The following is a 22,429-nucleotide window of genomic DNA, read 5'->3' on the forward strand; positions in this document are numbered from 1 at the left end:
ACATGCGCCATGTCGAACTTCCCTATCTCCTTGTTGGAAGCGGGAAAACGTGTCGAGGAATCCGCCTGCGCGGCGGTGAAGGACGCCGTTGTACTACTCGAACAAAAATTTCTAAGCCAGCGGGAAATCAGGCTGCTGGTTCAGGGCGTCAGGGAGACTATAGCAAAACTCCACCACACGAGATCTCGAGACATACATGAGGACGGGGGAGAGAAACGACAATGACTGCGAGTTGCCAAGCCGATGCCGAACCTGCCGGAATCGGGACGACTCTGGAGCTGGCCAGCCTGATAGCCGGCGTCGCTGGACGATCTCACGATCTGGGCAAGGCCGGGAGCTATTTCGTCGAAAAGCTGCAACATGCCGCCGCCGGCCATGACACCGAGCCGGATCCGGTTCGCCATGAGTGGGTGTCGATGAAGGCCCTGGAGAGGATGCTCCAGGGAATACCGCTTCACGAGGCGCTGGGGAAGCTGCCCCTGATCAGCCTGGCGGAAGGGCCCTCGCTCGGCGATGGCGTGCGTAGTGCCGGCGAGGGATTGCGCTATATCTGTGCGACCCACCATCGCCTGTTCGGACCGCCATGTACCTCCCGGACACAGGCCTTGACCAGGCTGGATGCCTCGAATCACGTCCGCGAGCCAGTGCCCCCGTTTACCTATCCCGTCAGCGCTGACAAGCGGCTCACCCCCTCATTTACCCGTAGGCTCGAGCAGGATTTGCGGAGGCTGCTGGCGGTTGCTGGCGAGTCGCCGGATGACGAGCCTTTCTGGTATGGACTGGTCTGGCTGTCCCGGGTGGCATTGATCCTCGCCGATCAGGGTGTCTCGGCCGATATCGTCGGTGCGGAAGATGGCGCCGGTGGACGCGAGGCCATTCCACCGAATGCGCCTGGCCTCTATGCCAATACCTGGCCGAGGCATGCCGAGATGACCGGTCGCGGCTACAACCAGCCACTGGAATGGCACTTGAGCACTGTCGCGGAGAAGGCGTCTGAGGTGGCTGGCGCCATGTGGCGGATGTCATTGCCGGCGCTTGAGCCCGGCCAGGTCGATGATCTCCTTGCGCCCGCACAGGGCCACCATGTCCGGTACTTTGGCTGGCAGGACGAGGCCGTGGAGGCCATCCGCCAGCATCGGGAAGCGTCCGCGGCCCCTCTTCTGGTGTTCAATGTTGCCAGCACTGGCGCCGGCAAGACGGTCATGAACGTCAAGGCGGCCTGCGCCGCGGCATCGGGCCCGCTACGACTATCGTATGCACTCAACCTGCGCACATTGACCCTGCAGACGGGGGACGCCCTGGAGAGGGACCTGGGGCTGGGTCGGGAGAGCGTCGCCACGGTAATCGGTGACAAGGTTGCCGTTCGCCTGCACGAGACGGAACAGACGGCGGCTGATCCACAGGATGCCGCGCTCGATGCAGCCGGTGTCTTCGAGGACGTGCAGTTCGAGGTGGCCGGGGGCATCAGCCGGCTGCCCGACTGGCTGGCACCGGTCACCGAGAGGCGGACCGAGTGGCGGAGCATCCTGGCGAGTCCGGTCCTGGTGTCGACGGTGGACTTTCTCGTGCAGGCAGGAGAGCCGGGGCGTCAGGGTCACCATGCCGCCGCTTATCTGCGTGTGATGCACAGCGACCTGATTCTGGATGAAGTCGACAGCTACGATACGGAGAGCCTGGTCGCCATCCTGCGCCTCATCCAGGTAGCTGCTTCCCTGGGCCGCAACGTGGTCTGCTCGTCGGCGACACTGCCTCAACCCATCGCCCACGCCATTGCCGAGGCTTATCACTCAGGGCATCGCGTCTGGTCTGCGCTGTGTGGTCAGGCGCAAGAGCATGGTGTCCTGGCCATAACGGATACCTTGCCGCCCAGCTGGATTCAGCCTGGCGCCTCTTTTCAAGAGGACTACCAGACGTTTCTCGGTGCGCTTGGTGGTCGGCGGGGCCCGGCTACTAAGCGGGCCTGCCTGCAATCGGTGGATGACAACAGAGGAGTTGCGGGCCTGTTTGCCGCCATCGAGGCCGGCGTGGAACGGCTGCATGCGTCAAATTGCTGGTCGCATGGCGATACCGGCAAGTCGGTCTCGTTTGGTCTGGTCCGGGTCGCCAATATCCAGACGGCCAATGCGGTGGCGGAGTATCTGCAGCGCCTGCCCGACACCTTCGTGTGTCTGTACCACGCTCGGGATTTCGCGATTCAGCGGCACTCCAAGGAGCGTGCGCTGGATCGTCTACTCAATCGCAAGCGGGGCAACGAGGCCATCGAACAGGATCCGGACGTCGGTGCCCTCTGTGCTGCCACAGAGGGCTCTTGCGTGCGCTTCGTGGTCGTCGCCACGCCGGTCGAGGAGATCGGCCGCGACCATGATTTCGACTGGGCGGTAATCGAGCCATCGGGATCTCACTCGATCGTCCAGACCGCGGGGCGTGTCAATCGCCATCGCCGGATAGCGGTGACCGAGCCGAATGTGGCGGTTCTGCAATACAACGCCCGGGCCCTGCGCAAGGAGAGCGTGGCATTTACCCGTCCCGGTCCGGAAAGCGGCAGGGGCTTTCGCAAGTATCTCGATGCAGGGGATGCGTATCCTGATCTTGGGTATCTGCTCGACTGGGATAGGCTCGATCGGCTGACCGCCGCCATGGCCTTCGATACGGCCCACCCGCTGGTGAAGGGGGAGCAGCATCACCAGCAAGCGTTGCTGAAGGAGCCCCTGAAAGTCCTCAGGCGTGATCGCCGGTATGAAAGCATCTGGATGGGCAGTCGGTTCTACGGAAAATATCCGCTGCGCAGCAAGGAGGATGACGGTCTGGAAGAGTGGCGGGTCTTGCCAAGAGAGGGCGGCGGCAGGCGCTGGGAACGATGGGAACGGCACGGCTTCACCTTGGCGTATACCGAACAGGGCAAGCCGCGGCTCGATATGCACGAAACCAACTGGCTGTCATGGAGCATCGAGGCGCTGTGGGAGGCATGTGACAAGGCGGGAATCACGCCCGAGCAGGGAATGACCTTCAAGATAAGACGGTCGTCCGGCCAAGTGTAGAAGCCCTTCCTGGTGTCGTTTGGCGGGGAGAATTGCCGCACAGGACGATACCCGGTTTCGCGATAGCGTCCCAGCCTGACAGGCCAGGTCCAACCGATGGTGGCTGCAATACACATACCCGACGCAAAACGCCCCCGGCAGGGCCGGGGGCGTTCAAGGACTCGCGCTGGGCGCGGGCTCAATCCTGGTAGTTGGTCTCGGAGTAGAGCACGCGGGTGCGCAGGGTGTGGTCGACCTGCTTGAGCGCCTCGAGGGCCTTGACGCCGTAGGCCTTGTCGACGTCGATCACCACGTAGCCGACCTTCTCGTTGGTCTGCAGGAACTGGCCGGAGATGTTGATATCGTTCTCCGAGAGCACGCGGTTGATCTCGGACATCACGCCCGGCACGTTCTCGTGGATGTGCAGCAGGCGGTGCTTGTCCGGGTGGGCCGGCAGCGCCACCTCGGGGAAGTTGACCGAGGTGATGGTGGTGCCGTTGTCGGAGTAGGTAATCAGCTTCTCGGAGACCTCGACGCCGATGTTCTCCTGCGCCTCGAGGGTGGAGCCGCCGATGTGCGGGGTGAGGATCACGTTGGCCAGGCCGCGCAGCGGCGAGACGAACTCCTCGTCGTTGCTCTTCGGCTCGCTGGGGAAGACGTCGACCGCCGCGCCCAGCAGCTTGCCGGCCTTGATCGCCTCGGCCAGGTCCTCGATGACCACGGTGGAGCCGCGCGAGGCGTTGATGAAGATGCTGCCCGGCTTCATCAGCGCGAACTGTTCCTTGGTGATCATCCAGCGGGTCGAGGGCACGTCCGGCACGTGCAGGGTGACCACGTCGGCACGGGCCAGCAGCTCTTCCAGGCTGCCCACCTGTCGGGCGTTGCCCATCGCCAGCTTGGTGACGACGTCGTAGTAGATGACGTCCAGGCCCACCGACTCGGCGAGCACCGAGAGCTGGGCGCCGATGCTGCCGTAGCCGATGATGCCCAGGGTCTTGCCGCGGGCCTCGTGGGAATTCTTCGCCGACTTCAGCCAGCCGCCCTCGTGAGCGCGCGTGCTCTTCTCGGGAATGCCGCGCAGCAGCATGATGGTCTCGGCCAGCACCAGCTCGGCCACCGAGCGGGTGTTGGAGTAGGGCGCGTTGAACACCGGGATGCCGCGGGCCAGTGCGGCGTTCAGGTCGACCTGGTTGGTGCCGATGCAGAAGCAGCCCACCGCGGTGAGCTTCTCGGCGGCGGCGAAGACCCGCTCGTTGAGCTGAGTCCGCGAGCGAATGCCGATGAAGTGCACGTCGCGGATCTTCTCGATCAGCGTCTCTTCATCCAGCGAGGTGGAGAGGTGCTCGATGTTGGTGTAACCGGCGTTCAGGAAGTTATCCACCGCGGACTGGTGAATGCCCTCGAGCAGCAGGATCTTGATCTTGCTCTTGTCCAGGGACGTCTTGGCCATTGTCGATTCAACCCTTTCGTCGACTGACGACGCGAATTGGCGTCGGGAATGTGGAGTCTGTTGGCGGCGTTTCGAGCGGCAACGGCCCGTGGCGGGTACGAAAAGGTGAGGGCCGAGCCAGGCATGGGACAGCGCAACAGGGGGCACATGGTACCACACCGGCCTGTCGCCGGAATGAAAACGCTGCGTGTCCGGCATGAGCGAAATCGAAGTGGTGCCGGCGTGGCCGGGGCAGACGCACCCCGGGGATGAGCGTGTATACTGTGCGCCCAGACCCTGATACTGCGGCGCCGCCTGGCCGGGCGGCCCGTGTCGATGAGCGAGACGCGTCATGGCAGACCAGGAAAGCGCAGCGCCCGGCGCTGACGAGGCAACCCCCGACGACTTTGCCGGCACCCTCGACCGGCTCGAGCAGCTGGTGGCCCGGCTGGAAGCGGGCGAGCTGTCGCTGGAGGCGTCGCTGGCCGCCTTCGAGCAGGGCGTGCGCCTGACGCGCGAGGCCCAGCAGCGTCTCGACGCCGCCGAGCTGCAGGTGCGTGCCCTGGTGGAACAGCCCGACGGCACCCTCGAGGACGCGCCCTTCGGCCCCGACGCCTCGCCGGAGGATGACCATGCTCGCTGACGCACCGGAGGGGACGCGGCGCCTGGATGCCGATCGCGAGCGCATCAATGCGCGCCTGGAGGCACTGTTCGCGGACCGCGTCGCCCCGGCCGAGCGGCTCGACGCGGCGATGCGCCATGGCGTGATCGGCAACGGCAAGCGGCTGCGCGCGATCCTGGTGTATGCCACCGGGCGCGTGCTGGGCGCCGACCCGGACGCCCTCGACCCGGCGGCGCTGGCCATCGAGCTGGTCCACGCCTATTCGCTGGTCCACGACGACCTGCCGGCGATGGACGACGACGACCTGCGGCGCGGCCAGCCCACCGTGCACAAGGCGTTCGACGAGGCCAGCGCGATCCTCGCCGGCGACGCCCTGCAGACGCTGGCCTTCGAGGTGCTGGCCGAGGCCGCGCATCCCCGCACGGCGGCACTGGTGGGCACCCTGGCCCGGGCCGCCGGCCGCGCCGGCATGGCCGGCGGGCAGGCGCTGGATCTCTATGCCGTCGGTCACCGGCTGGATGCCGAGGCGCTGGCGACCATGCACCGCTACAAGACCGGCGCGCTGATTCGCGCGGCGGTGCGCATGGGCGGGCTCGTGGCGGTGCCCGAGGCCGATCCGCGGCTGGCGGCGCTGGATCGCTACGCGGCGGCGGTCGGCCTGGCCTTCCAGATCCAGGACGACATCCTCGATGTGGTCGGTGACACCGGCACCCTGGGCAAGGCCGCGGGCGCCGATGCGGCCCGCGACAAGCCGACCTACCCGGCGCTGCTGGGCCTCGACGGCGCCCGCGCCCGCGCCGATGCCCTGCGCGACGAGGCGCTGGCGGCGCTGGCGGTGCTCGGCGAGGCCGGCGAGCCGCTGGCGGATCTGGCCCGCTACATGATCGAGCGCGACTACTGAGCCAGCATGGTATCGATGACGACTCCACCGAACCGCCGAGACCCGCGCCGTTCAGCCTCCCTCAAGGTGTCCGGGCGACCCGGGGTTGTGGGTCTGCCCATCGAGCCGTGCCTCAACCGACAGAAGACAAGCCCATGAAGCTGTTCGACGAGATTCCGGTCGAGCGCCCGGCCACGCCGCTGCTCGACACCATCGACACGCCCGCCGACCTGCGCGAGCTGCGCCATTCGCAGCTTTCGCAGCTGGCCGACGAGCTGCGGGCCTTCCTGCTCTACAGCGTGGGCTGCACCGGCGGCCACTTCGGTGCCGGTCTGGGCGTGGTCGAGCTGACCATCGCCCTCCACCACTGCCTGGAAACGCCCCACGACCGGCTGGTGTGGGACGTCGGCCATCAGGCCTATCCGCACAAGATCCTCACCGGCCGCCGCGAGCGGATGGCGACCATCCGCCAGCTGCACGGCCTGGCGGCGTTCCCCAAGCGTGACGAGTCGGACTACGACACCTTCGGCGTCGGCCACTCCAGCACCTCGATCAGCGCCGCCCTGGGCATGGCGCTGGCCGCCCGCACGAAAGGCGAGCAGCGCCGCGTGTGCGCGGTGATCGGCGACGGCGCGCTGTCGGCGGGCATGGCCTTCGAGGCGCTGGCCCATGCCGGGCACGTCGATGCCAACCTGCTGGTGGTGCTCAACGACAACGAGATGTCGATCTCCGAGAACGTCGGCGGCATGGCCAGCTACCTGGCGCAGATCTTCGCCAGCAAGACCTACCTCAATGTCCGCGAGGGCGGCAAGAAGGTGCTCTCGCGGCTGCCCGGCGCGCTGGAGCTGGCGCGGCGCACCGAGGAGCACATGAAGGGCATGGTCAGCCCGGCGACGCTGTTCGAGGAGATGGGCTTCAACTACATCGGCCCCATCGACGGCCACGACCTGACCACCCTGGTGAACACGCTGGGCAACCTGCGTGATCTCGACGGCCCGCAGTTCCTGCATATCAAGACCCGCAAGGGCAAGGGCTTCCGGCCGGCGGAGGCCGACCCGATCGGCTATCACGCCATCACCAAGCTGGAGAGGGAGCCCGCGCCGCCGCCCAGGGTCGAGACCCAGGCGCCCGAGAGCCAGGGCGCCGAGCTCCCGGCCGCCAAGCCGCGCAAGTACTGCAACGTGTTCGGCGACTGGCTGTGCGACATGGCCGCCGCCGACGAGCGGCTCATCGGCATCACCCCGGCGATGCGCGAGGGCTCCGATCTGGTGCGCTTCTCGCAGGAATACCCCGGGCGCTACTACGATGTGGCGATCGCCGAGCAGCACGCCGTGACCCTCGCCGCGGGCATGGCCTGCGAGGCCATGAAGCCGGTGGTGGCGATCTATTCCACCTTCCTGCAGCGTGGCTACGACCAGCTGATCCACGATGTCGCGGTGCAGAAGCTCGACGTCACCTTCGCCATCGACCGCGCCGGCCTGGTCGGCGAGGACGGCCCCACCCACCACGGCGCGCTGGATCTCTCCTACCTGCGCTGCGTGCCGGAGCTGGTGGTCATGGCGCCGGCCGACGAGGCCGAGTGCCGGGCCATGCTCAGCGCCGCCTATCACCACCCCGGACCGGCGGCGGTGCGCTATCCGCGCGGCAAGGGGCCGGGCACGCCGATTCCCGAGCACCTCGAGCCGCTGCCGATCGGCCGTGCCGAGCTGCGCCGCGAGGGTGCCGGCGACATCGCCCTGCTGGCCTTCGGCAGCCTCAACGGCCCCGCCGGCGAGGTCGCCGAGCGGCTCGACGCCACGCACCTCAACATGCGCACGGTCAAGCCGCTCGACCGCGAGGCGGTGCTGGCCGCGGCGCGCGGGCACCGGCTGCTCGTCACCCTGGAGGAGAACGCGGTGGCCGGCGGCGCCGGCAGCGGCGTCAACGAACTGCTGGCCGAGGCGGACGAGCGCGTGGCGGTGCTCAACCTGGGGCTGCCCGACGCCTTCATCGAGCACGGCAAGCCGGCCGAACTGCTCGCCGACTGCGGGCTCGACGCCGACGGCATCGAGGCGGCGATTCGCCGGCGTCTCGCGGCCCGACCTTCCGACGACTGACACGAGGATCGCATGCTGACCGTAATACTGATCGGTGCGTTGCTGGGCCTGTGGATCGGCGGCCCCCTGGGCCTGCTGATCGGCGGGGGGATCGGCTACTGGATCGCGCGGCGCTGGCGGCGCAGCGCGCTGGGCCGCCTGGCGAGTGCCCGGGCGCAGTTTCTCGAATCGACCTTCGCGGTGATGGGCTGCCTGTGCAAGGCCGACGGCCGTGTCTCGGAGGACGAGCTGGAAGCCTCGCGGCGCATCTGGGATCAGCTGCGGCTCGACGAGGGCCAGCGCGCCCGCGCGCGGGCCGACTTCAACCGCGGCAAGGCGGCGGACTTCGACCTGGACGCCGAGCTGGCGCGGCTGCGCCCGATCGTCGGCCAGCAGAGCGCCCTGCGCCAGGTGTTCCTGCAGATCCAGCTCGCCGCGATCGCCGCCGACGGGCGGCTCGATCCCGCCGAGCACGAGATGCTGGTGCGCGTGGCCCGCGGGCTGGGCTGCAGCGAGAGCGAGGTCGCCCAGATCGAGGCCATGCTGCGCGGCGCGACCGCCGGTGACGCGGGGCAGGGCGGGGCGCCCTCCGCGCAGGCGCTGGAGGACGCCTACCGGGTGCTGGGCGTCGAGCCCGGGGCCAGCGACAGCGAGATCAAGCGTGCCTATCGCAAGCTGATGAGCGAGAACCATCCCGACAAGCTGGCCGCCAAGGGCCTGCCCGAAAGCATGCGCGAGATGGCCGAGAAGCGCACCCGCGAGATCACCCACGCCTATGACCTGATCAAGCAGGCCCGCGCCGAAGCGGCCTGATCACGCCTTCCCGGACGCGCCCTCCCTGAGCGGGCCCGCCGCGAACGCGGACCCGGCGGAGAGAGCGCCGGGGCCGTCTTGCCGGGCATCGCGCAGGGCCCGGGCCCACCATTGCAAACGGGGGATCAGCCGCGCCAGCCGCCGATCCTCGCCCAGCGGCGCATAGAGCTTGCCGCGTGCCCCCAGCCGCTCCCAGGCATCGATGAAATCCACGTTCTCGCCCAGCGGAATCGCCTGACGGTCGACGAGCCACGGGCGCAGCCGCTCGATGGCCGCGCGGCCGCCGTTCCTGCCGCCGTAGGTGAGAAAGCCCACCGGCCGGGCATGCCAGGCCTCGGCGGGAGTGGCGAACAGCGCTGCCAGGTCGGCGGTGCCGGTCACCGGCTGATCCGGCAGGATGACCAGGAAGGCATCGGTCCGGTGCAGCCGGCGGTTGGCGTCGGCCTCCCACGGCGCCGGGAGGACGAACTCGGCGACCAGGTCGGCGTGCCCGGCCAGCCGACGCTGTGCCCAGTCGGCGACGCGACGCGAGAAGCGCCGGTGACAGGTGCTGCCCGGGAGCAGGGCCAGGGAGAGCGGCGGTGCGGTCATGACGTGGCTCCTTTGACGGTAACGGGGTCATGACGCACTCTAGAAGCTCAAGTTAACTTGAGGTCAAGGCCATGGCACGACGGGTCGATCCGCACAAGCAGGCGCTGTCGGTCGGGGACGTGGCGGCGCGCAGCGGGGTGGCGGTGTCCACGCTGCATTTCTACGAGGAAAAGGGGCTGATTCACGCCTGGCGCAACGCCGCCAACCAGCGGCGCTATTCGCGCGATGTGCTGCGTCGGGTGGCGGTCATCAGGATCGCCCAGCGTACCGGGGTGCCGCTGGCCGAGATCGGTGCGGCCCTGAACACGCTGCCCACCGGGCGCACGCCCACCGCCGAGGACTGGCACCATCTGTCGGCCGGGTGGCGCGACGCGCTGCAGGCGCGCATCGACGCCCTGGTCAGGCTGCGCGACCAGCTGGATGGCTGCATCGGCTGCGGCTGCCTGTCGCTGGCGTGCTGCCCGCTGCGCAACCCCGAGGACGTGCTGGGCGAGACGGACTCGGGGGCGTGCCGCCTGGCGCCCTGACCGATGCTCAGCCGGAGGGGCCGAGCACCGCGGTGTAGACCGCGAAGTAGTGGCAGGCGCTGCCGCCCAGCACGAACAGGTGCCAGATGGCGTGGTGGAAGGGGATGGCGCGCACCGCGTAGAACAGCACGCCCACCGTGTAGGTGATGCCGCCGGCCACCAGCAGGCCGAGGCTGGTGTCGGACAGCGAGGCACCCATCTCGCCGGAGGCCACCACGATCAGCCAGCCCATCAGCAGGTAGACGGCGACCCGCCAGCCGCCGAAGCGCTGCGGCCAGAGCAGCTTCAGGGCGATGCCGCCCGCGGCCAGCGTCCAGATCACCGCCAGCAGCGTCCAGCCCAGCGGGCCGCGCAGGTTGACCAGCAAAAAGGGCGTGTAGGTGCCGGCGATCAGCGCGTAGATGGCACAGTGGTCGGCGATCTTGAAGGTGCGCTTGAGGCGCGGGTGGCGAAAGCCGTGGTAGAGCGTCGAGACGGTGTAGAGGCCGACCAGGGTCGTGCCGTACAGGCTCACGCCGACGATCTTCCAGGGGTCGACGTGCGCCGCCAGGCTGGCCAGCACGATCAGCACCACCATGCCGGCGAGGCTCAGTGCCGCACCGAGACCGTGGCTGAGACTGTGCAGCCACTCCTCGAGGCGGGTGTAGGTGGTTTCCGGAGTGTTCATCAGCACCTCCCGCGGTTCGGCCGGGGGCGCGGGCGAGCCCCTACGGCTTGCGTTCGATGTCCACGTCGTCGGCCGGCGTGAAGTCGTCCAGGGCCATCAGGTGGCCGAGCTTGCCGGCCTTGGTCGACAGGTAGTGCTCGTTGTGCGGGTTGCGACCCGTGGTCAGCGCCAGGCGTTCGCTCACGGTCACGCCGTCCCGGGTCAGGGCGTCGACCTTGCGCGGATTGTTGGTCATCAGCTTGAGCGAGGACACGCCCAGATGCTCGAGCATGGGCACGCACAGGTCGTAGCGGCGCAGGTCGGCGCCGAAGCCCAGGTGTTCGTTGGCCTCCACCGTATCATAGCCCTGATCCTGCAAGTGGTAGGCGCGGATCTTGTTGAGCAGGCCGATGCCGCGTCCTTCCTGGCGCAGGTAGAGCAGCACGCCGCGGCCCTCGGCGGCGATGCGCTTGAGCGCTTCCTGAAGCTGATAGCCGCAGTCGCAGCGCATCGAGAACAGGGCGTCCCCGGTCAGGCATTCCGAGTGCACGCGGCCCAGCACGGGCTCGCCGGCCGCCACATCGCCGAGCGTCAGGGCGACGTGATCCTTGCCGGTAGCCTCGTCCTCGAAGCCGTGCATGGTAAAGGTGGCCCAGGGGGTGGGGAGCCTGGAGGCGGCGATGAAGCGAATCGTCACGGTAACCCTCGACTGCGGACCGGCGGGGCACCAGCGCCCGGCCGATGAAGACGCTCATGATAGCAGGATCGCCGGGCGAGCTCATCCGGTGCGGTGGGGCACAGGGCCGCATGGCTCGCCCCGCGGCGCGCATCCGTTACAATGAGCCAAATCCGCCAGCAGCGAGAGCCCCATGGAACTCAAGAACGATCGCCTATTGCGCGCCCTGGCCCGCCAGCCGGTGGACCGCACCCCGGTGTGGATGATGCGTCAGGCCGGGCGCTACCTGCCCGAATATCGCCGGGTGCGCGGCGAGGCGGGCAGCTTCATGGACCTGTGCCGGGATACCGCGCGGGCCTGCGAGGTGACGCTGCAGCCGCTCGAGCGCTACCCGCTGGATGCCGCGATCCTGTTCTCCGACATCCTGACCATCCCCGACGCCATGGGGCTGGGTCTGTATTTCGAGACCGGCGAGGGGCCCAAGTTCAGAAAGCCGGTGCGCAGCCAGGCCGAGGTCGAGGCGCTGCGCCTGCCCGACGCCGAGCGCGACCTGGACTACGTCATGAACGCGGTGAGCACGATCCGCCGCGAGCTCAACGGCCGGGTACCGCTGATCGGCTTCTCGGGCAGCCCCTGGACGCTCGCCACCTACATGGTCGAGGGCGGCTCGAGCAAGGACTTCCGCCACGTCAAGGGCATGCTCTACGGCAACCCGGAAGCCATGCACCAGCTGCTCGACCTGCTGGCCCACGCCGTGACCGACTACCTCAACGCCCAGATCCGGGCCGGTGCCCAGGTGGTGCAGATCTTCGACACCTGGGGCGGCGCCCTGTCGACTCCGGCCTATCTGGAGTTCTCGCTGCGCTACATGGAGCAGATCGTCGCCGGGCTGATTCGCGAGCACGACGGGCGGCGCGTGCCGGTGATCCTGTTCACCAAGAACGGCGGCCAGTGGCTCGAGCACATCGCCGCCACCGGCGCCGACGCTCTGGGGCTCGACTGGACCACCGAGCTGGCCGACGCCCGCGCCCGGGTCGGCCACCGGGTCGCCCTGCAGGGCAATCTCGACCCCAGCGTGCTGTTCGCCCGGCCGGCGGCGATCCGCGCCGAGGTGGCGCGCATCCTCGACAGCTACGGCCTCGGTGCCGGGCATGTCTTCAACCTGGGGCACGGCATCAGCCAGCACACCGACCCGCAGCGGGTCAGCGACTTCCTCGAGGCACTCCACGAGCTGAGCCCCGCCTATCATCCGCAGGACTGACGGCGTGGCGAGGCGCACCGTCTGGGGGCTGGCCGCGCTGAGCGTCGCCGTGGCCATCGCCTGGGGCAGCCTGGTCCCGGCCGATGCGCTGCCCCCGGACCTGCCGTGGGACAAGCTCAACCACCTGGCGGCCTACGCCGGGCTGGCCGGGGCGCTGGGCCTGGCCGGCCGGCGATTGCCGGTCGCCGGCACTGCCGCCGTCCTCTATGGCGTGCTCATCGAACTGGCCCAGCTCGGCGTGCCCGGCCGGGCCGGCGGCGACCCGCTGGATATCCTCGCCAACACCCTGGGTGTGCTGCTCGCCTGTGGCGGCTTGCTGGCCTGGCGTCGGCGGCCCGTGTCCCGAGGCCGGTCCTGAGATCGTTCCTCACCCCTCACCCCTGCAGCAGATACAGGCACAGCGACAGCGTGAGCAGCGAACCGAGCGTCGTCAGCAGGATGGTGCGCGAGACCACCGCGGCCTCGCGCTGGTAGAACTCCGCCAGCATGAACGGCCCCGTGCCGGTGGGCAGGGCGCTCATCAGCAGCGCCGACTGCGCCCAGAGCGGCGGCAGGGCGAAGACGTGGTAGGCCAGCACCCAGGTGATCAGCGGGTGGGCGACCAGCTTGAGGCCGACCAGCCCCAGGGTGCCCTGGGCCGTGCCGGGCTGGCGGCGGGCCAGGAACAGCCCCAGCGAGACCAGCGCAGCGGGGGTGGTGGCGTCGCCGAGCAGACGCAGGAAGGTGTCGGCGGCGTGGGGCAGCGACAGGCCACCGATCGCCCACAGGGCGCCGAGGATCGGCGAGACCACCAGCGGGTTGCGGGCCAGCGCCCTGCCCACCTTGAGGCCGGCGCGGGCCGCGGAGCGTTCGCTCTGCAGCCCCACCTCGATGCACACCACAGCCAGGCCGAACAGCACGCAGGCCACGAACAGCGTGGCGATCAGCGCCGGCTCCAGGCCGGGGTCGCCCAGCACCAGCAGGCTCAGCGGGATGCCCACGTAACCGGTGTTGGCGTAGGCGGCGCCCAGGGCGTCGATGCTGGCATCCACCAGATGGCGTGTCGCGCGCCGCCGGTAGACGAGGGTCAGGGCGAAGATGGCCAGTGTGCCGATGGCGACCACGGCGATGAACTCGGGGTGCCAGACCTCCGCCCAGGTCGCCGTGGCCGTGGCGCGAAACAGCAGTGCCGGCAGGCACAGCCAGACGACGAAGCGGTTGAGCTCCGAGGCGGCGGTCTCGCCCAGCCGTTCGGTGCGGCGGCACACGTAGCCCACCAGGATCAGCCCGAAGATGGGCAGGATGACATTGACGACCGACGACATTGGCGCAGCTTCCCCATCGTGTTGCGTGGCGCCACCCTGGCGGGCAGGGCGGCGCCGCCCGACGGGGCCGGTGCGGCGCGAGGTGTTCCGTCGGCTGGCAGAAAGCTTTCTAGCCTAAGGGGGTTTGCTCACGTCGTCCATGTCGGCGGGGAGAAGCGCCGCTGCGAGCGTCTCAGCCTCCGGCCGCCCTGGGCGAGTCATCGTCGGCGCCGTGCAGGCGTGTTTTGAGCGAGGGCTCGCGGCGGGTGACGCGGGGCTCGCCCACCGCCTCGGCCGGGGCGACCGGCGAGACGGCGTTGACCCAGCGCTGCTCGGGGTCGTGAACCGCCGGGCGGCGGTCGATCGCCCGGGTCATCACCGCACCGGGGCCGTGCGGGTCGCTCAGGCGGTGCGGCAGCATCAGCAGTTCGGCGAGCAGGCGCACACCGACGCTGGCCAGCAGCCAGAGGCTGACGGCCATCACCCAGCTCGGCCAGCCCGCCACCCAGCCGTCCCGGCTCAGGGCCGGGGCGTGGAGCGCCAGCCAGCCCAGCGCGGTGACGAGCAGGGCCAGCTGGGCCGTGACATGACAGAGCACCAGGGTGCGTCGCGGCAGGGGGCGGCGCAGCAGCAGGAAGTCGCGCATCGTGGATCTCTCTCCTTGGTCATCGCGTCTTGCAGGGCGCCCCGGGGCGCCGGGACGGGCGACGCGGTCGCGGTCCGGCAGTCCCTGCCGGTTAGTTGATACTAACACCGCGGCCGTGTCGGCGCGAAATCCCACGATGGGCGACGACGATTCACTCCCGGTGCGGCGATTCCTCCTGTTCCTGCGGGTCGCGTCCGCTGCCGGCGCGCCGGGGCGGCAGGTCGGCGCCCTCCTCGGGGTCGGGACGCGAGCCCTCCGCGGGGCCCGGCGACGAATCCGCCGCCGCCTGCAGCTCGCCGGTGAAGGCCTTGAGCCCCTCCAGCAGCGGACTCAGCGAGTGCCACAGCGCCTCGTCGTGGAGCAGGTCCTTGACGCCCAGCACGCCGGGCGCCGGATAGGCCTCGCGGGCTTCCTCGCGGGAGGCGGCGCTGATGCCCCGGGCGGCGGCGTCGAGCCAGCGCTGCAGGTCCTCCGGCGGCACCCGGCCGAGGGTGCGCAGCAGCACGAAGAGGTTGGCGCCGCCACGCACGCCGCCCTCGCTTTCGAGTTCCCCCGCGATCAGCCGCGAGGTTTCCGGCAGCGACTCGAGGGCGTCGTTGAGCAGGCGGAAGATCTGGCGGCGGTGCAGGTTGTCGATCAGCCGCGCGAGTTCGTCGTGGGCGTCGGGCGCCGTCTTGCCGCCGAGGGCGCCGGCGGGGACGCGGTCGGACTTGATTGCCTGGGCCATCAGAATCGCTCCGGGTCGGTGGATGCCTGGGGCGGGCGATGGTAGTCGCTGCGCGCCCACTTGCGCTCGACGCCGATGTCGTGGATCGGGATGCGCTGGCCGTTGCGATGGTTGTTGCGCGGCAGCGGCGAGGGGCCGTCGACCTGGAGCACGTCCATCTTCACGGCGATCTCCTTGTAGGCCGGGGTCTCCACGGCGACATCGGCGTGGTCGCCGGTCAGCCGATTGACGTTGCCTTCGCGGGTGTGCAGCGGCACGTAGAGGCCGTGGCCGGTGACGCGCTCGGTGACCAGCACGTTCAGCTCGATCTCGCCGCGTCGCGAGGCCAGCCGCACCCGGCTGCCGGTCTCGACGCCGCGCTCGCGGGCCAGTTCGGGGCTGACCTCGACGAAGACCTCCGAGAGCTTGTCGTTGATCCTTCCTGCGCCGGTCAGGTTGCCCTCGTGGAAGTGCTCGAGCACGCGGCCGTTGTTGAGGTGCAGGTCGTACTCGTCGTCGATGCGCTCGGGGGAGTCGCGCCATTCGAGGGGGTGGAAGCGCGCCATGCCGTCGTCGAAGTGGAACTCAAGGTCCTCGTAGAGGCGCGGGGTGTCGGTGCCGTCGGCGGCCACCGGCCACTGCAGCGACTTCCAGCCTTCCAGTCTCTCGTAGCTGACCCCGGCAAACAGCGGGGTGAGGCGGGCTACCTCGTCCATGATCTCGGAGGGGTGGGCATAGTGCCAGGGATGGCCCAGGCGACGCCCCAGGTCGGCGAGGATCGCCCAGTCGGGACGGGCGTCGCCGAGCGGCTCCATGACCTGGTAGAGGCGCTGGATGCGCCGCTCGGTGTTGACGAAGGTGCCCTCCTTCTCGACGCTCGGCGCCGCCGGCAGCACCACGTCGGCGTACTCGGCGGTGCGCGAGAAGAAGATGTCCTGCACCACCATGAAGTCCAGCCGGCCGAAGTTCTCGCGCACGTGATTGGCGTTGGCGTCGACCAGTGCGCTCTCCTCGCCGATGATGTACATCGCCTTGAGCTTGCCCTCGCTGACCGCGTTGATCATCGAGTGGTTGTTGAAGCCGGCCTTCTCCGGCAGCCAGTCGACGCCCCAGCCGCGGCGCCAGTGTTCGCGGGCCTCGGGGTCCTCGACCGACTGGTAGCCGGGGAAGATGTTGCACAGCGAGCCGAAGTCGCTGGCGCCCTGGACGTTGTTGTGGCCGCGCATCGGGTAGCCGCCGGTGCCGGGACGGCCGTAGTTGCCGGTGACCAGCAGCAGGTTGGAGATCGCCGTGCTGGTGTCGGAACCGTAGGTGTGCTGGGTGACGCCCATCGCCCACACGCCGCAGACCCGCTCGGCGCGGCCGATGCGTTCGGCGGCCTCGATGATCGATGCCTCGCTGAGCCGGGTGATCTCGGCGGCGTAGGTCACGGTGAACGGCTCCAGCGAGCGGCGGTACTCCTCGAAGCCGTGAACGTGGGCGTCGATGAACTCGCGATCGGCGTAGCCGTTGTCGATCAGGTAGCGGGTCACCGCGCACAGCCACACCAGGTCGGTGCTGTTGCGCGGCTGCAGGAACAGATCGGCGCGCTCGGCCATCTCGTGGCGGCGCACGTCGGCGACGATGTGCTGCTGGCCGTGGTGCTTCTGGGCGCGCTTGAGCGACGAGGCGATCACCGGGTGGTTCTCGGCGGTGTTGGTGCCGACCATCAGGACCACATCGGCCATCTCCAGATCGCTGATGCTGCCCGAGTCGCCGCCGTAGCCCACGGTACGGAACAGCCCGGTGGTGGCCGGGTTCTGGCAGTAGCGCGAGCAGTTGTCGACGTTGTTGGTGCCGATCACTGCCCGGGCCAGCTTCTGGGTGAGGTAGGACTCCTCGTTGGTGCACTTGCTCGAGGCGACGAACGCCAGGGCGTCGGGGCCGTGGGCGTCGCGCACCTCGCCGAGCCGGCGCGCCACCAGGTCGAGTGCCTCGTCCCAGTCCGCCTCGCGGAAGCGGTCGCCCTCGCGGATCAGCGGCCGGGTCAGGCGCTTGTCGCTGTTGACGAAGTCCCAGCCGAACTTGCCCTTGATGCAGGTCTTCACGCCGTTGGCCGGGCCGTGCTCGGTGGGCTGGACCTTGAGAATCTCGCGGCCCCGGGTCCACATCTCGAACGAGCAGCCCACCCCGCAGTAGGTGCAGACGGTCTTGGTGCGCTGGATATCGGCGTGGCGCTGGGTGCTGTCGAGTTCCGAGAGCGTGAAGATCGGCCCGAAACCGGTGGTCGGCTCGACGCCCTTGATGGCGTTGGTGAGCGGGCGCTTGATGTCCCACGGCATCGCCGTCAGCGGCCCGGCCCGGCCGAGCATGTCGTTCTCCATCAGGGCGTTGCACGGGCAGACGGTGACGCACTGGCCGCAGGACACGCAACTCGACTGGTCGGCGACCTCGCCACCGTCCCACAGCACGCGCGGGTGATCGCGCTCCCAGTCGATGGTCAGCGTCTCGTTGACCTCGAGGTTCTGGCAGGCCTCGACGCAGCGCCCGCAGAGGATGCACTGGTCGGGATCGTAGGTGTAGAAGGGATGCGAGGTGTCCTTCGCATAGGGCTTGGCTTCGTAGGGGTAGCGCTGGCCGGGCACGCGCATGTCGCGCACCGTGTTGTGCACCTCGCAGTTGCCGTTGTTGTTCTCGCACACCGAGCAGTACAGCTCGTGGCGGGCGATCACCCGGTCGATGCCCTCGTGGCGGGCGTCATCGGCCTCGCGCGGGGCCAGCTCGATGGCCAGGCCCTCTTCGGCCTGCAGGGTGCAGCCCCGGGCCAGGCCGTCGCCGGTCTTCACCCAGCAGGTGTCGCAGGTTTCCAGCGGGCCGAGTTGCGGGTGATAGCAGAGGTGGGGCAGGTCGATCCGGTGACGTTCCAGGCAAGCAATCAAGGGCTCGCCCGGGGTGGCCTCGAGAGGCTGGCCGTCGACATGGATCGTGCAGCGCGCCTCCGTTTGCGCCTGGTCGTGCATGGTGGTTGCTCCCTTCCAGAGAGACACGGTCGGGCCGGACGTCGGTATCCGGTCGCGTATCGGTATCGGAATCCATTCAGCCTTTCAGTAAAGAGGCTCGCGGGCGGGCTCGCCATAGGGGAAAACCCCGGGTCGAGCGACTAGGCTTTGTCTGAAAACTGGCTGCGCTCGATCATGCTGCGTTAAAAATCAGCTCAAAATACTCATTTACACCTCGTAAACTCCGCTTTTTCGCTGATTTTTGCCTTGCCTGATCGTCGCTCGCCGACTTTTCGGACAAACCCTAGGCTGAACGGACGCCGACTGTGTCGGCGTCGTGCCATGGACGGGACACCGAGGAACTGCCATGCCAATCACCCCCACGGTTCACCTCGTCGAGAGCGGCCTGGCGCCGCTGGCGCTGCCCGAGGCGTGGGCGCGTCGGCTGCCCTGGCCGCTGCGGCGCCATGCCAGCGGCCGCGACTTCCTGAACGCCTGGCACCCCGGAGCGGACGAGGCCGCCTGCCTGGTCTGCGAGCTGCGCCTGCCCACCATGACCGGCCTCGAGCTGCAGCGCCGCCTGGCGGCGCGGGACGCCGAGACACCGCCGATACTGCTGCTGGCCGGGCGCGACGATGCCGTGCTCGGGCTCGAGGCGATGCGCGCCGGCGCGGCGGATGTGCTGCTGCGGCCCGTCGATGGCGAGCGGCTTCGCGAGCGGGTCTGCCGGGCGGTGCAGCATCACCTGGCGCGGCGTCGTTCGCGGCATTGCCGGCGCGTCATGCGTGAACGCCTGGCGCGCCTGACCGCCCGCGAGCACGAGGTGCTCGAGCATGTCGTCGACGGCGCCACCAGCAAGGCGATCGCCGCGAGGCTCGGCATCAGCCCCAAGACGGTCGAGCTGCATCGCGCGCACATCATGACCAAGTTCGAGGTGGGCTCGCTGGCGGCCCTGGTGCGCGGCTGGATGCTCTGCGAGGCGCCGTGAAGGGCCATCGCGGCCGGCAGCGCGCGTCGACGTTGCTTGGCGTATCGCTATCGCCCATCCTGAAGGGGAAGGCCGCCCGGGAGGGGCGGTGTGCCCGTTCAGTCGCCGTCCCCTATGTCGGGGCGGCGTGCCATCGACGCTGAGCCAGCGGTTATCACGGAACAAGGAGACTCCATGAGCACCACCTACATCATCGCCACCGACGCGGCCCGCGCCCGGGTCTTCGCCCACGCCGCCGGCGTGATGCGCGAAGTCGAGGATCTGGTCCATCCCGAGAGTCGCGAGCACATCGGCGACCTGCGCACCGGCGGCAAGGGCGACGCCGGCGGCGGCGCCCACCTGCGTCAGACCGGCAACGCCGACGCCACCCTGGAAAAGCACGCCATGTTCTTCGCCAAGGAAGTGGCCCATTACCTCAAGCAGGCCCGCTCACAGGGCAAGGCGGACCACTTCGTGATCATCGCCGAGCCGCGCTTCCTCGGTCAGCTGCGCGACAAGCTCGACGACGCGACACGCAAGCTGGTGGTCAAGGAGCTCGACAAGGACCTGTCCAAGGCGACCAAGGAGCAGATCGCCGAGACGCTGGGCAAGCCCTACGCCTGACGCGGGCCGTCTTCCAGCCTTCTCGTCGCCGGCCCGAGGGCCGGCGACGTCGTTTGTGGGCATGTGATGCGCAGTTCTCGGCTCAAGTTGCAGGGGTGTCCGCCGATAGTCGTGAAGGGTCCATGTGGCCCGAGCGATAACGAGAATGACCCTGACACTTCCGGCTTGAACGAGACCCCTGATGACCTCCCTGAAACGACGACTGCAGGTGGCCTGTGTCGCCATCATCGCCGTCGCCATGCTGGCGGCAGGCGCGGTGAGTTACTTCACCATCCGCGCCCACTACGCAACGACCCTCGACGACAACCTGGCCACCCTGGTCGACGGCAACCGTGACACCATCGAGACCTGGATCGACGATCGCCGTGCCATGATCGAAGCCGCCCGCAAGGCGGTGACTGACGACGCCATGAAGCCGGCGCTGGTCCAGCTGGCCGAGGCCGGCGGCTTCGAGATGACCTACGTGGGAACCCCGGAGGGACGCTTCGTCTCTTCCAACGGCTGGCAGCCGCCGGCGAAGTACGACCACCGCGAGCGCGGCTGGTACAAGGCGGCCAAGGCCGCCGGTCACACCATCGTCTCCAAGCCTTACATCGACGCCAGCAGCGGCAAGCCGGTGGTGACTTTCGCCACCCCGGTCGAGCGCGACGGCAAGCTGTGGGGCGTGATCGGCGGCGACGTGATGATCGACAAGATCGCCGACACCGTCGCGGCGATCCAGCCGACCCCCGACAGCTTCGCCTTCCTGAGTACCGGCGATACCCTGATCGCCCACCCCGACAGCTCACTGACGCTCAAGCCGCTCTCCACGTTGAGCCAGTCGCTCGACGGCGCGCTGCTGGATCGGCTGGCCGCGGGGGACGGATGGCAGGCGGTGAACATCGACGGCCGCACCAAGCGGCTGGCGGTGACGCCGATCGCCGGTACCGACTGGCGACTGGGTGTCGCCCTCGACGAGACCCAGGCCACGGCCGGGCTGCAGGCCGTGCTGAATACCCTGCTGATCACGCTGGTCATCGCCACCGTGGCGGCCGCCATACTGCTGGGGCTGTGGCTCAAGCGTGCCCTGGCCGGGCTGGAGCGGGTGCGTGACGCCCTCGAGAATATCGCTTCCGGCAGCGGCGATCTGACCCGGCGCCTGCCGGTTCAGGGGCGCGACGAGGTGGCGCGCATCGCCGACGGCTTCAACCATTTCGTCGACAAGCTCGAGCATGTGCTGATCGATGTGCGCGACAGCAGCGACTCGGTGAGCACCGCCTCCGCCGAGATCGCCCACGGTAGCCAGGATCTCTCGGCTCGCACCGAGTCGGCGGCGTCGAGCATCCAGGAGTCCTCGGCGTCGATGGAGCAGCTCGCCGGGACCGTCGAGCACACCGCCGACTCGGCGCGTCAGGCGGATCAGCTGGCCGCCTCGGCGGCGGACGTCGCCTCGCGGGGCGGCGAGGCGATGAGCGAGGTGGTGCAGACCATGGACGACATCGAGGCCTCGTCGCGGCAGATCGCCGAGATCGTCACGCTGATGGACGGCATCGCCTTCCAGACCAACCTGCTGGCGCTCAACGCCTCGGTGGAGGCGGCCCGGGCCGGTGAGCAGGGCCGCGGTTTCGCGGTGGTGGCCGGCGAGGTTCGCCAGCTGGCCAGCCGCAGCGCCGATGCCTCGCGCCAGATCAAGGAACTGGTCGATACCTCTGCCGCCAAGACGCGCAGCGGCACCGAGCGGGTTCGGGCCGCGGGCGCGACCATGGACGAGATCGTCGACAGCGTGAAGCGGGTCACCGACGTGCTGGGCGAGATCAATGCCGCGACCCGCGAGCAGAGTCAGGGCATCGGCCAGGTCAATCAGGCGGTGGCCGACCTGGATCAGGCCACTCAGCAGAATGCGGCGATGGTCGAGCAGACCGCCACCGCGGCTGCCGAGCTCCAGGCCCAGGCGCGGCGGCTGGCCGCGGTCGTGGGCGGCTTCACGCTGAGCACCCGATCCCGCGAGGCGCTGCCAGGCGTCGGATCCACGGCGTCCTCGTCACCGGCGCCGCGGGCACTGACCGAGACGGTCTGAGGGGACAGCGGGCGGGTCGCGCCGGCGGCCCGCCCCACGCCGTCAGCCAAGCAACTGCGGGTTGGCCTGCCAGACATGCCAGGTCAGCGCCGTGGCCAGCGAAACCCAGGCCAGGTAGGGCAGCAGCAGCGCCCCTGCCGGTCGACTCACCCGCCAGAAGGCGACCAGCGTCGCCGCGATCAGCCCCCACAGGGCGAGCGTGCCGACGAAGGCGGCGGCACCCAGGTGCCAGACGAAGAACAGCCAGCTCCACAAGGCATTGATTGCCAGCTGGATCAGAAATAGCATCAGTGCGCCTCGAGCATTGCGAAACCCCGCACGACGCCAGACCAGCCACGCGGCGATGGCCATCAGTGCATAGAGTGTCGTCCACACCGGGCCGAAGGCGGCGGCTGGTGGTGCCCAGGTCGGTTGCGCGAGGCGGGCGTAGAAGGTGGCGGCATTCACCGAGGCCACCGCGCCGATGCCGGCGGCGACGAAGCACACCACGAACCAGCCAAGGAGCCCGACGCCCTGACGGCGCCGTGAAAGTATGGGCATGAAACCTCCGTGTCCAAGGTTAAAGAGTAATTAGTATAATAATTGTTAAAGATTTTGGTTGTCCTGCCGATTCTCTCCCCCGTGTATCCGTA

Annotated in this window: 20 protein-coding genes; 11 read left to right on the plus strand and 9 right to left on the minus strand. The window is 68.9% G+C overall.

Features of this window, described 5'->3' with window-relative positions; translation table 11 throughout:
• Window positions 1-221: 221 nt before the first annotated feature.
• Window positions 222-3,038, plus strand: a complete 2,817-nt coding sequence (locus KGQ91_RS04915; protein ID WP_224416031.1) for a P-loop NTPase family protein — start codon at window positions 222-224, stop codon at window positions 3,036-3,038.
• Window positions 3,039-3,216: 178 nt separating this feature from the next.
• Here KGQ91_RS04915 and serA read toward each other — a convergent pair whose 3' ends face one another.
• Entirely contained in the window at window positions 3,217-4,467 is a 1,251-nt protein-coding gene (serA, locus tag KGQ91_RS04920) for a phosphoglycerate dehydrogenase (protein ID WP_224416030.1), read from the minus strand.
• Between the two features lie 331 nt (window positions 4,468-4,798).
• Between serA and xseB the strand changes: the two genes are divergently transcribed.
• From xseB to djlA, 4 genes are all read left to right on the plus strand, one after another.
• Window positions 4,799-5,089: an exodeoxyribonuclease VII small subunit gene (xseB, locus tag KGQ91_RS04925; protein ID WP_224416029.1), complete on the plus strand. Its 291-nt coding sequence runs from the start codon at window positions 4,799-4,801 to the stop codon at window positions 5,087-5,089.
• The gene (locus tag KGQ91_RS04930) at window positions 5,079-5,969 is read left to right on the plus strand and encodes a farnesyl diphosphate synthase (RefSeq protein ID WP_224416028.1); all 891 of its coding nucleotides are present in this window, start codon (window positions 5,079-5,081) and stop codon (window positions 5,967-5,969) included. Before xseB ends, KGQ91_RS04930 begins: the two co-directional genes overlap by 11 nt.
• A gap of 134 nt (window positions 5,970-6,103) precedes the next feature.
• Entirely contained in the window at window positions 6,104-8,044 is a 1,941-nt protein-coding gene (gene dxs, locus KGQ91_RS04935) for a 1-deoxy-D-xylulose-5-phosphate synthase (protein WP_224420416.1), read from the plus strand.
• 12 nt (window positions 8,045-8,056) lie between these two features.
• Window positions 8,057-8,836, plus strand: a complete 780-nt coding sequence (djlA, locus tag KGQ91_RS04940) for a co-chaperone DjlA (RefSeq protein ID WP_224420417.1) — start codon at window positions 8,057-8,059, stop codon at window positions 8,834-8,836.
• Here djlA and KGQ91_RS04945 read toward each other — a convergent pair whose 3' ends face one another.
• Window positions 8,837-9,427, minus strand: coding sequence for an NAD(P)H-dependent oxidoreductase (locus KGQ91_RS04945; protein WP_224420418.1), 591 nt, complete (start codon window positions 9,425-9,427; stop codon window positions 8,837-8,839).
• 71 nt (window positions 9,428-9,498) lie between these two features.
• Here KGQ91_RS04945 and soxR point away from each other — a divergent pair, with 71 nt between their 5' ends.
• On the plus strand, window positions 9,499-9,954 hold the full coding sequence (soxR, locus tag KGQ91_RS04950) for a redox-sensitive transcriptional activator SoxR (RefSeq protein ID WP_163647913.1): 456 nt from the start codon (window positions 9,499-9,501) through the stop codon (window positions 9,952-9,954).
• A 7-nt stretch (window positions 9,955-9,961) separates the two neighbouring features.
• Here soxR and trhA read toward each other — a convergent pair whose 3' ends face one another.
• Together trhA and ribA are read right to left on the minus strand one after the other, a co-directional pair.
• Window positions 9,962-10,621, minus strand: a complete 660-nt coding sequence (gene trhA, locus KGQ91_RS04955) for a PAQR family membrane homeostasis protein TrhA (protein WP_224416024.1) — start codon at window positions 10,619-10,621, stop codon at window positions 9,962-9,964.
• Window positions 10,622-10,661: 40 nt separating this feature from the next.
• Window positions 10,662-11,297: a GTP cyclohydrolase II gene (gene ribA / locus KGQ91_RS04960; RefSeq protein ID WP_224416023.1), complete on the minus strand. Its 636-nt coding sequence runs from the start codon at window positions 11,295-11,297 to the stop codon at window positions 10,662-10,664.
• Between the two features lie 172 nt (window positions 11,298-11,469).
• On the opposite strand from ribA, the gene hemE reads away from it, so the two are divergent.
• Together hemE and KGQ91_RS04970 are read left to right on the plus strand one after the other, a co-directional pair.
• Window positions 11,470-12,537, plus strand: a complete 1,068-nt coding sequence (gene hemE, locus KGQ91_RS04965; RefSeq protein ID WP_224420419.1) for a uroporphyrinogen decarboxylase — start codon at window positions 11,470-11,472, stop codon at window positions 12,535-12,537.
• 4 nt (window positions 12,538-12,541) lie between these two features.
• On the plus strand, window positions 12,542-12,895 hold the full coding sequence (locus tag KGQ91_RS04970) for a VanZ family protein (protein WP_224420420.1): 354 nt from the start codon (window positions 12,542-12,544) through the stop codon (window positions 12,893-12,895).
• Between the two features lie 16 nt (window positions 12,896-12,911).
• On the opposite strand, the gene KGQ91_RS04975 is transcribed toward KGQ91_RS04970, so the two are convergent.
• The 4 genes from KGQ91_RS04975 to fdhF form a co-directional block, all read right to left on the minus strand.
• Complete coding sequence (locus tag KGQ91_RS04975; protein ID WP_163647909.1) at window positions 12,912-13,841, minus strand: AEC family transporter; 930 nt, start codon at window positions 13,839-13,841, stop codon at window positions 12,912-12,914.
• Between the two features lie 172 nt (window positions 13,842-14,013).
• Window positions 14,014-14,466 (minus strand): hypothetical protein, encoded by a 453-nt coding sequence (locus KGQ91_RS04980; protein ID WP_224420421.1) that lies wholly within the window; start codon window positions 14,464-14,466, stop codon window positions 14,014-14,016.
• A 151-nt stretch (window positions 14,467-14,617) separates the two neighbouring features.
• Window positions 14,618-15,193 carry a hypothetical protein gene (locus KGQ91_RS04985; protein ID WP_224420422.1) on the minus strand — a complete coding sequence of 192 codons (576 nt, stop codon included), beginning with the start codon at window positions 15,191-15,193 and terminating at the stop codon, window positions 14,618-14,620.
• Window positions 15,193-18,171: a formate dehydrogenase subunit alpha gene (fdhF, locus tag KGQ91_RS04990; protein WP_224416018.1), complete on the minus strand. Its 2,979-nt coding sequence runs from the start codon at window positions 18,169-18,171 to the stop codon at window positions 15,193-15,195. The genes KGQ91_RS04985 and fdhF overlap by 1 nt, the downstream gene beginning before the upstream one ends.
• Window positions 18,172-18,517: 346 nt before the next feature.
• Here fdhF and KGQ91_RS04995 point away from each other — a divergent pair, with 346 nt between their 5' ends.
• The 3 genes from KGQ91_RS04995 to KGQ91_RS05005 all read left to right on the plus strand — a co-directional run bounded on the left by KGQ91_RS04995 (window position 18,518) and on the right by KGQ91_RS05005 (window position 21,797).
• Window positions 18,518-19,138, plus strand: coding sequence for a response regulator transcription factor (locus tag KGQ91_RS04995; protein WP_224420423.1), 621 nt, complete (start codon window positions 18,518-18,520; stop codon window positions 19,136-19,138).
• Between the two features lie 174 nt (window positions 19,139-19,312).
• Window positions 19,313-19,741 carry a host attachment protein gene (locus tag KGQ91_RS05000; RefSeq protein ID WP_224416016.1) on the plus strand — a complete coding sequence of 143 codons (429 nt, stop codon included), beginning with the start codon at window positions 19,313-19,315 and terminating at the stop codon, window positions 19,739-19,741.
• A 181-nt stretch (window positions 19,742-19,922) separates the two neighbouring features.
• Window positions 19,923-21,797, plus strand: a complete 1,875-nt coding sequence (locus KGQ91_RS05005) for a methyl-accepting chemotaxis protein (RefSeq protein ID WP_224420424.1) — start codon at window positions 19,923-19,925, stop codon at window positions 21,795-21,797.
• Between the two features lie 42 nt (window positions 21,798-21,839).
• Here the strand turns inward: KGQ91_RS05005 and KGQ91_RS05010 are convergent, their stop codons facing one another.
• Complete coding sequence (locus KGQ91_RS05010) at window positions 21,840-22,337, minus strand: TspO/MBR family protein (protein WP_224420425.1); 498 nt, start codon at window positions 22,335-22,337, stop codon at window positions 21,840-21,842.
• Window positions 22,338-22,429: the final 92 nt, after the last annotated feature.

This window comes from Modicisalibacter tunisiensis (assembly GCF_020148005.1).
Classification (GTDB): domain Bacteria; phylum Pseudomonadota; class Gammaproteobacteria; order Pseudomonadales; family Halomonadaceae; genus Modicisalibacter; species Modicisalibacter tunisiensis.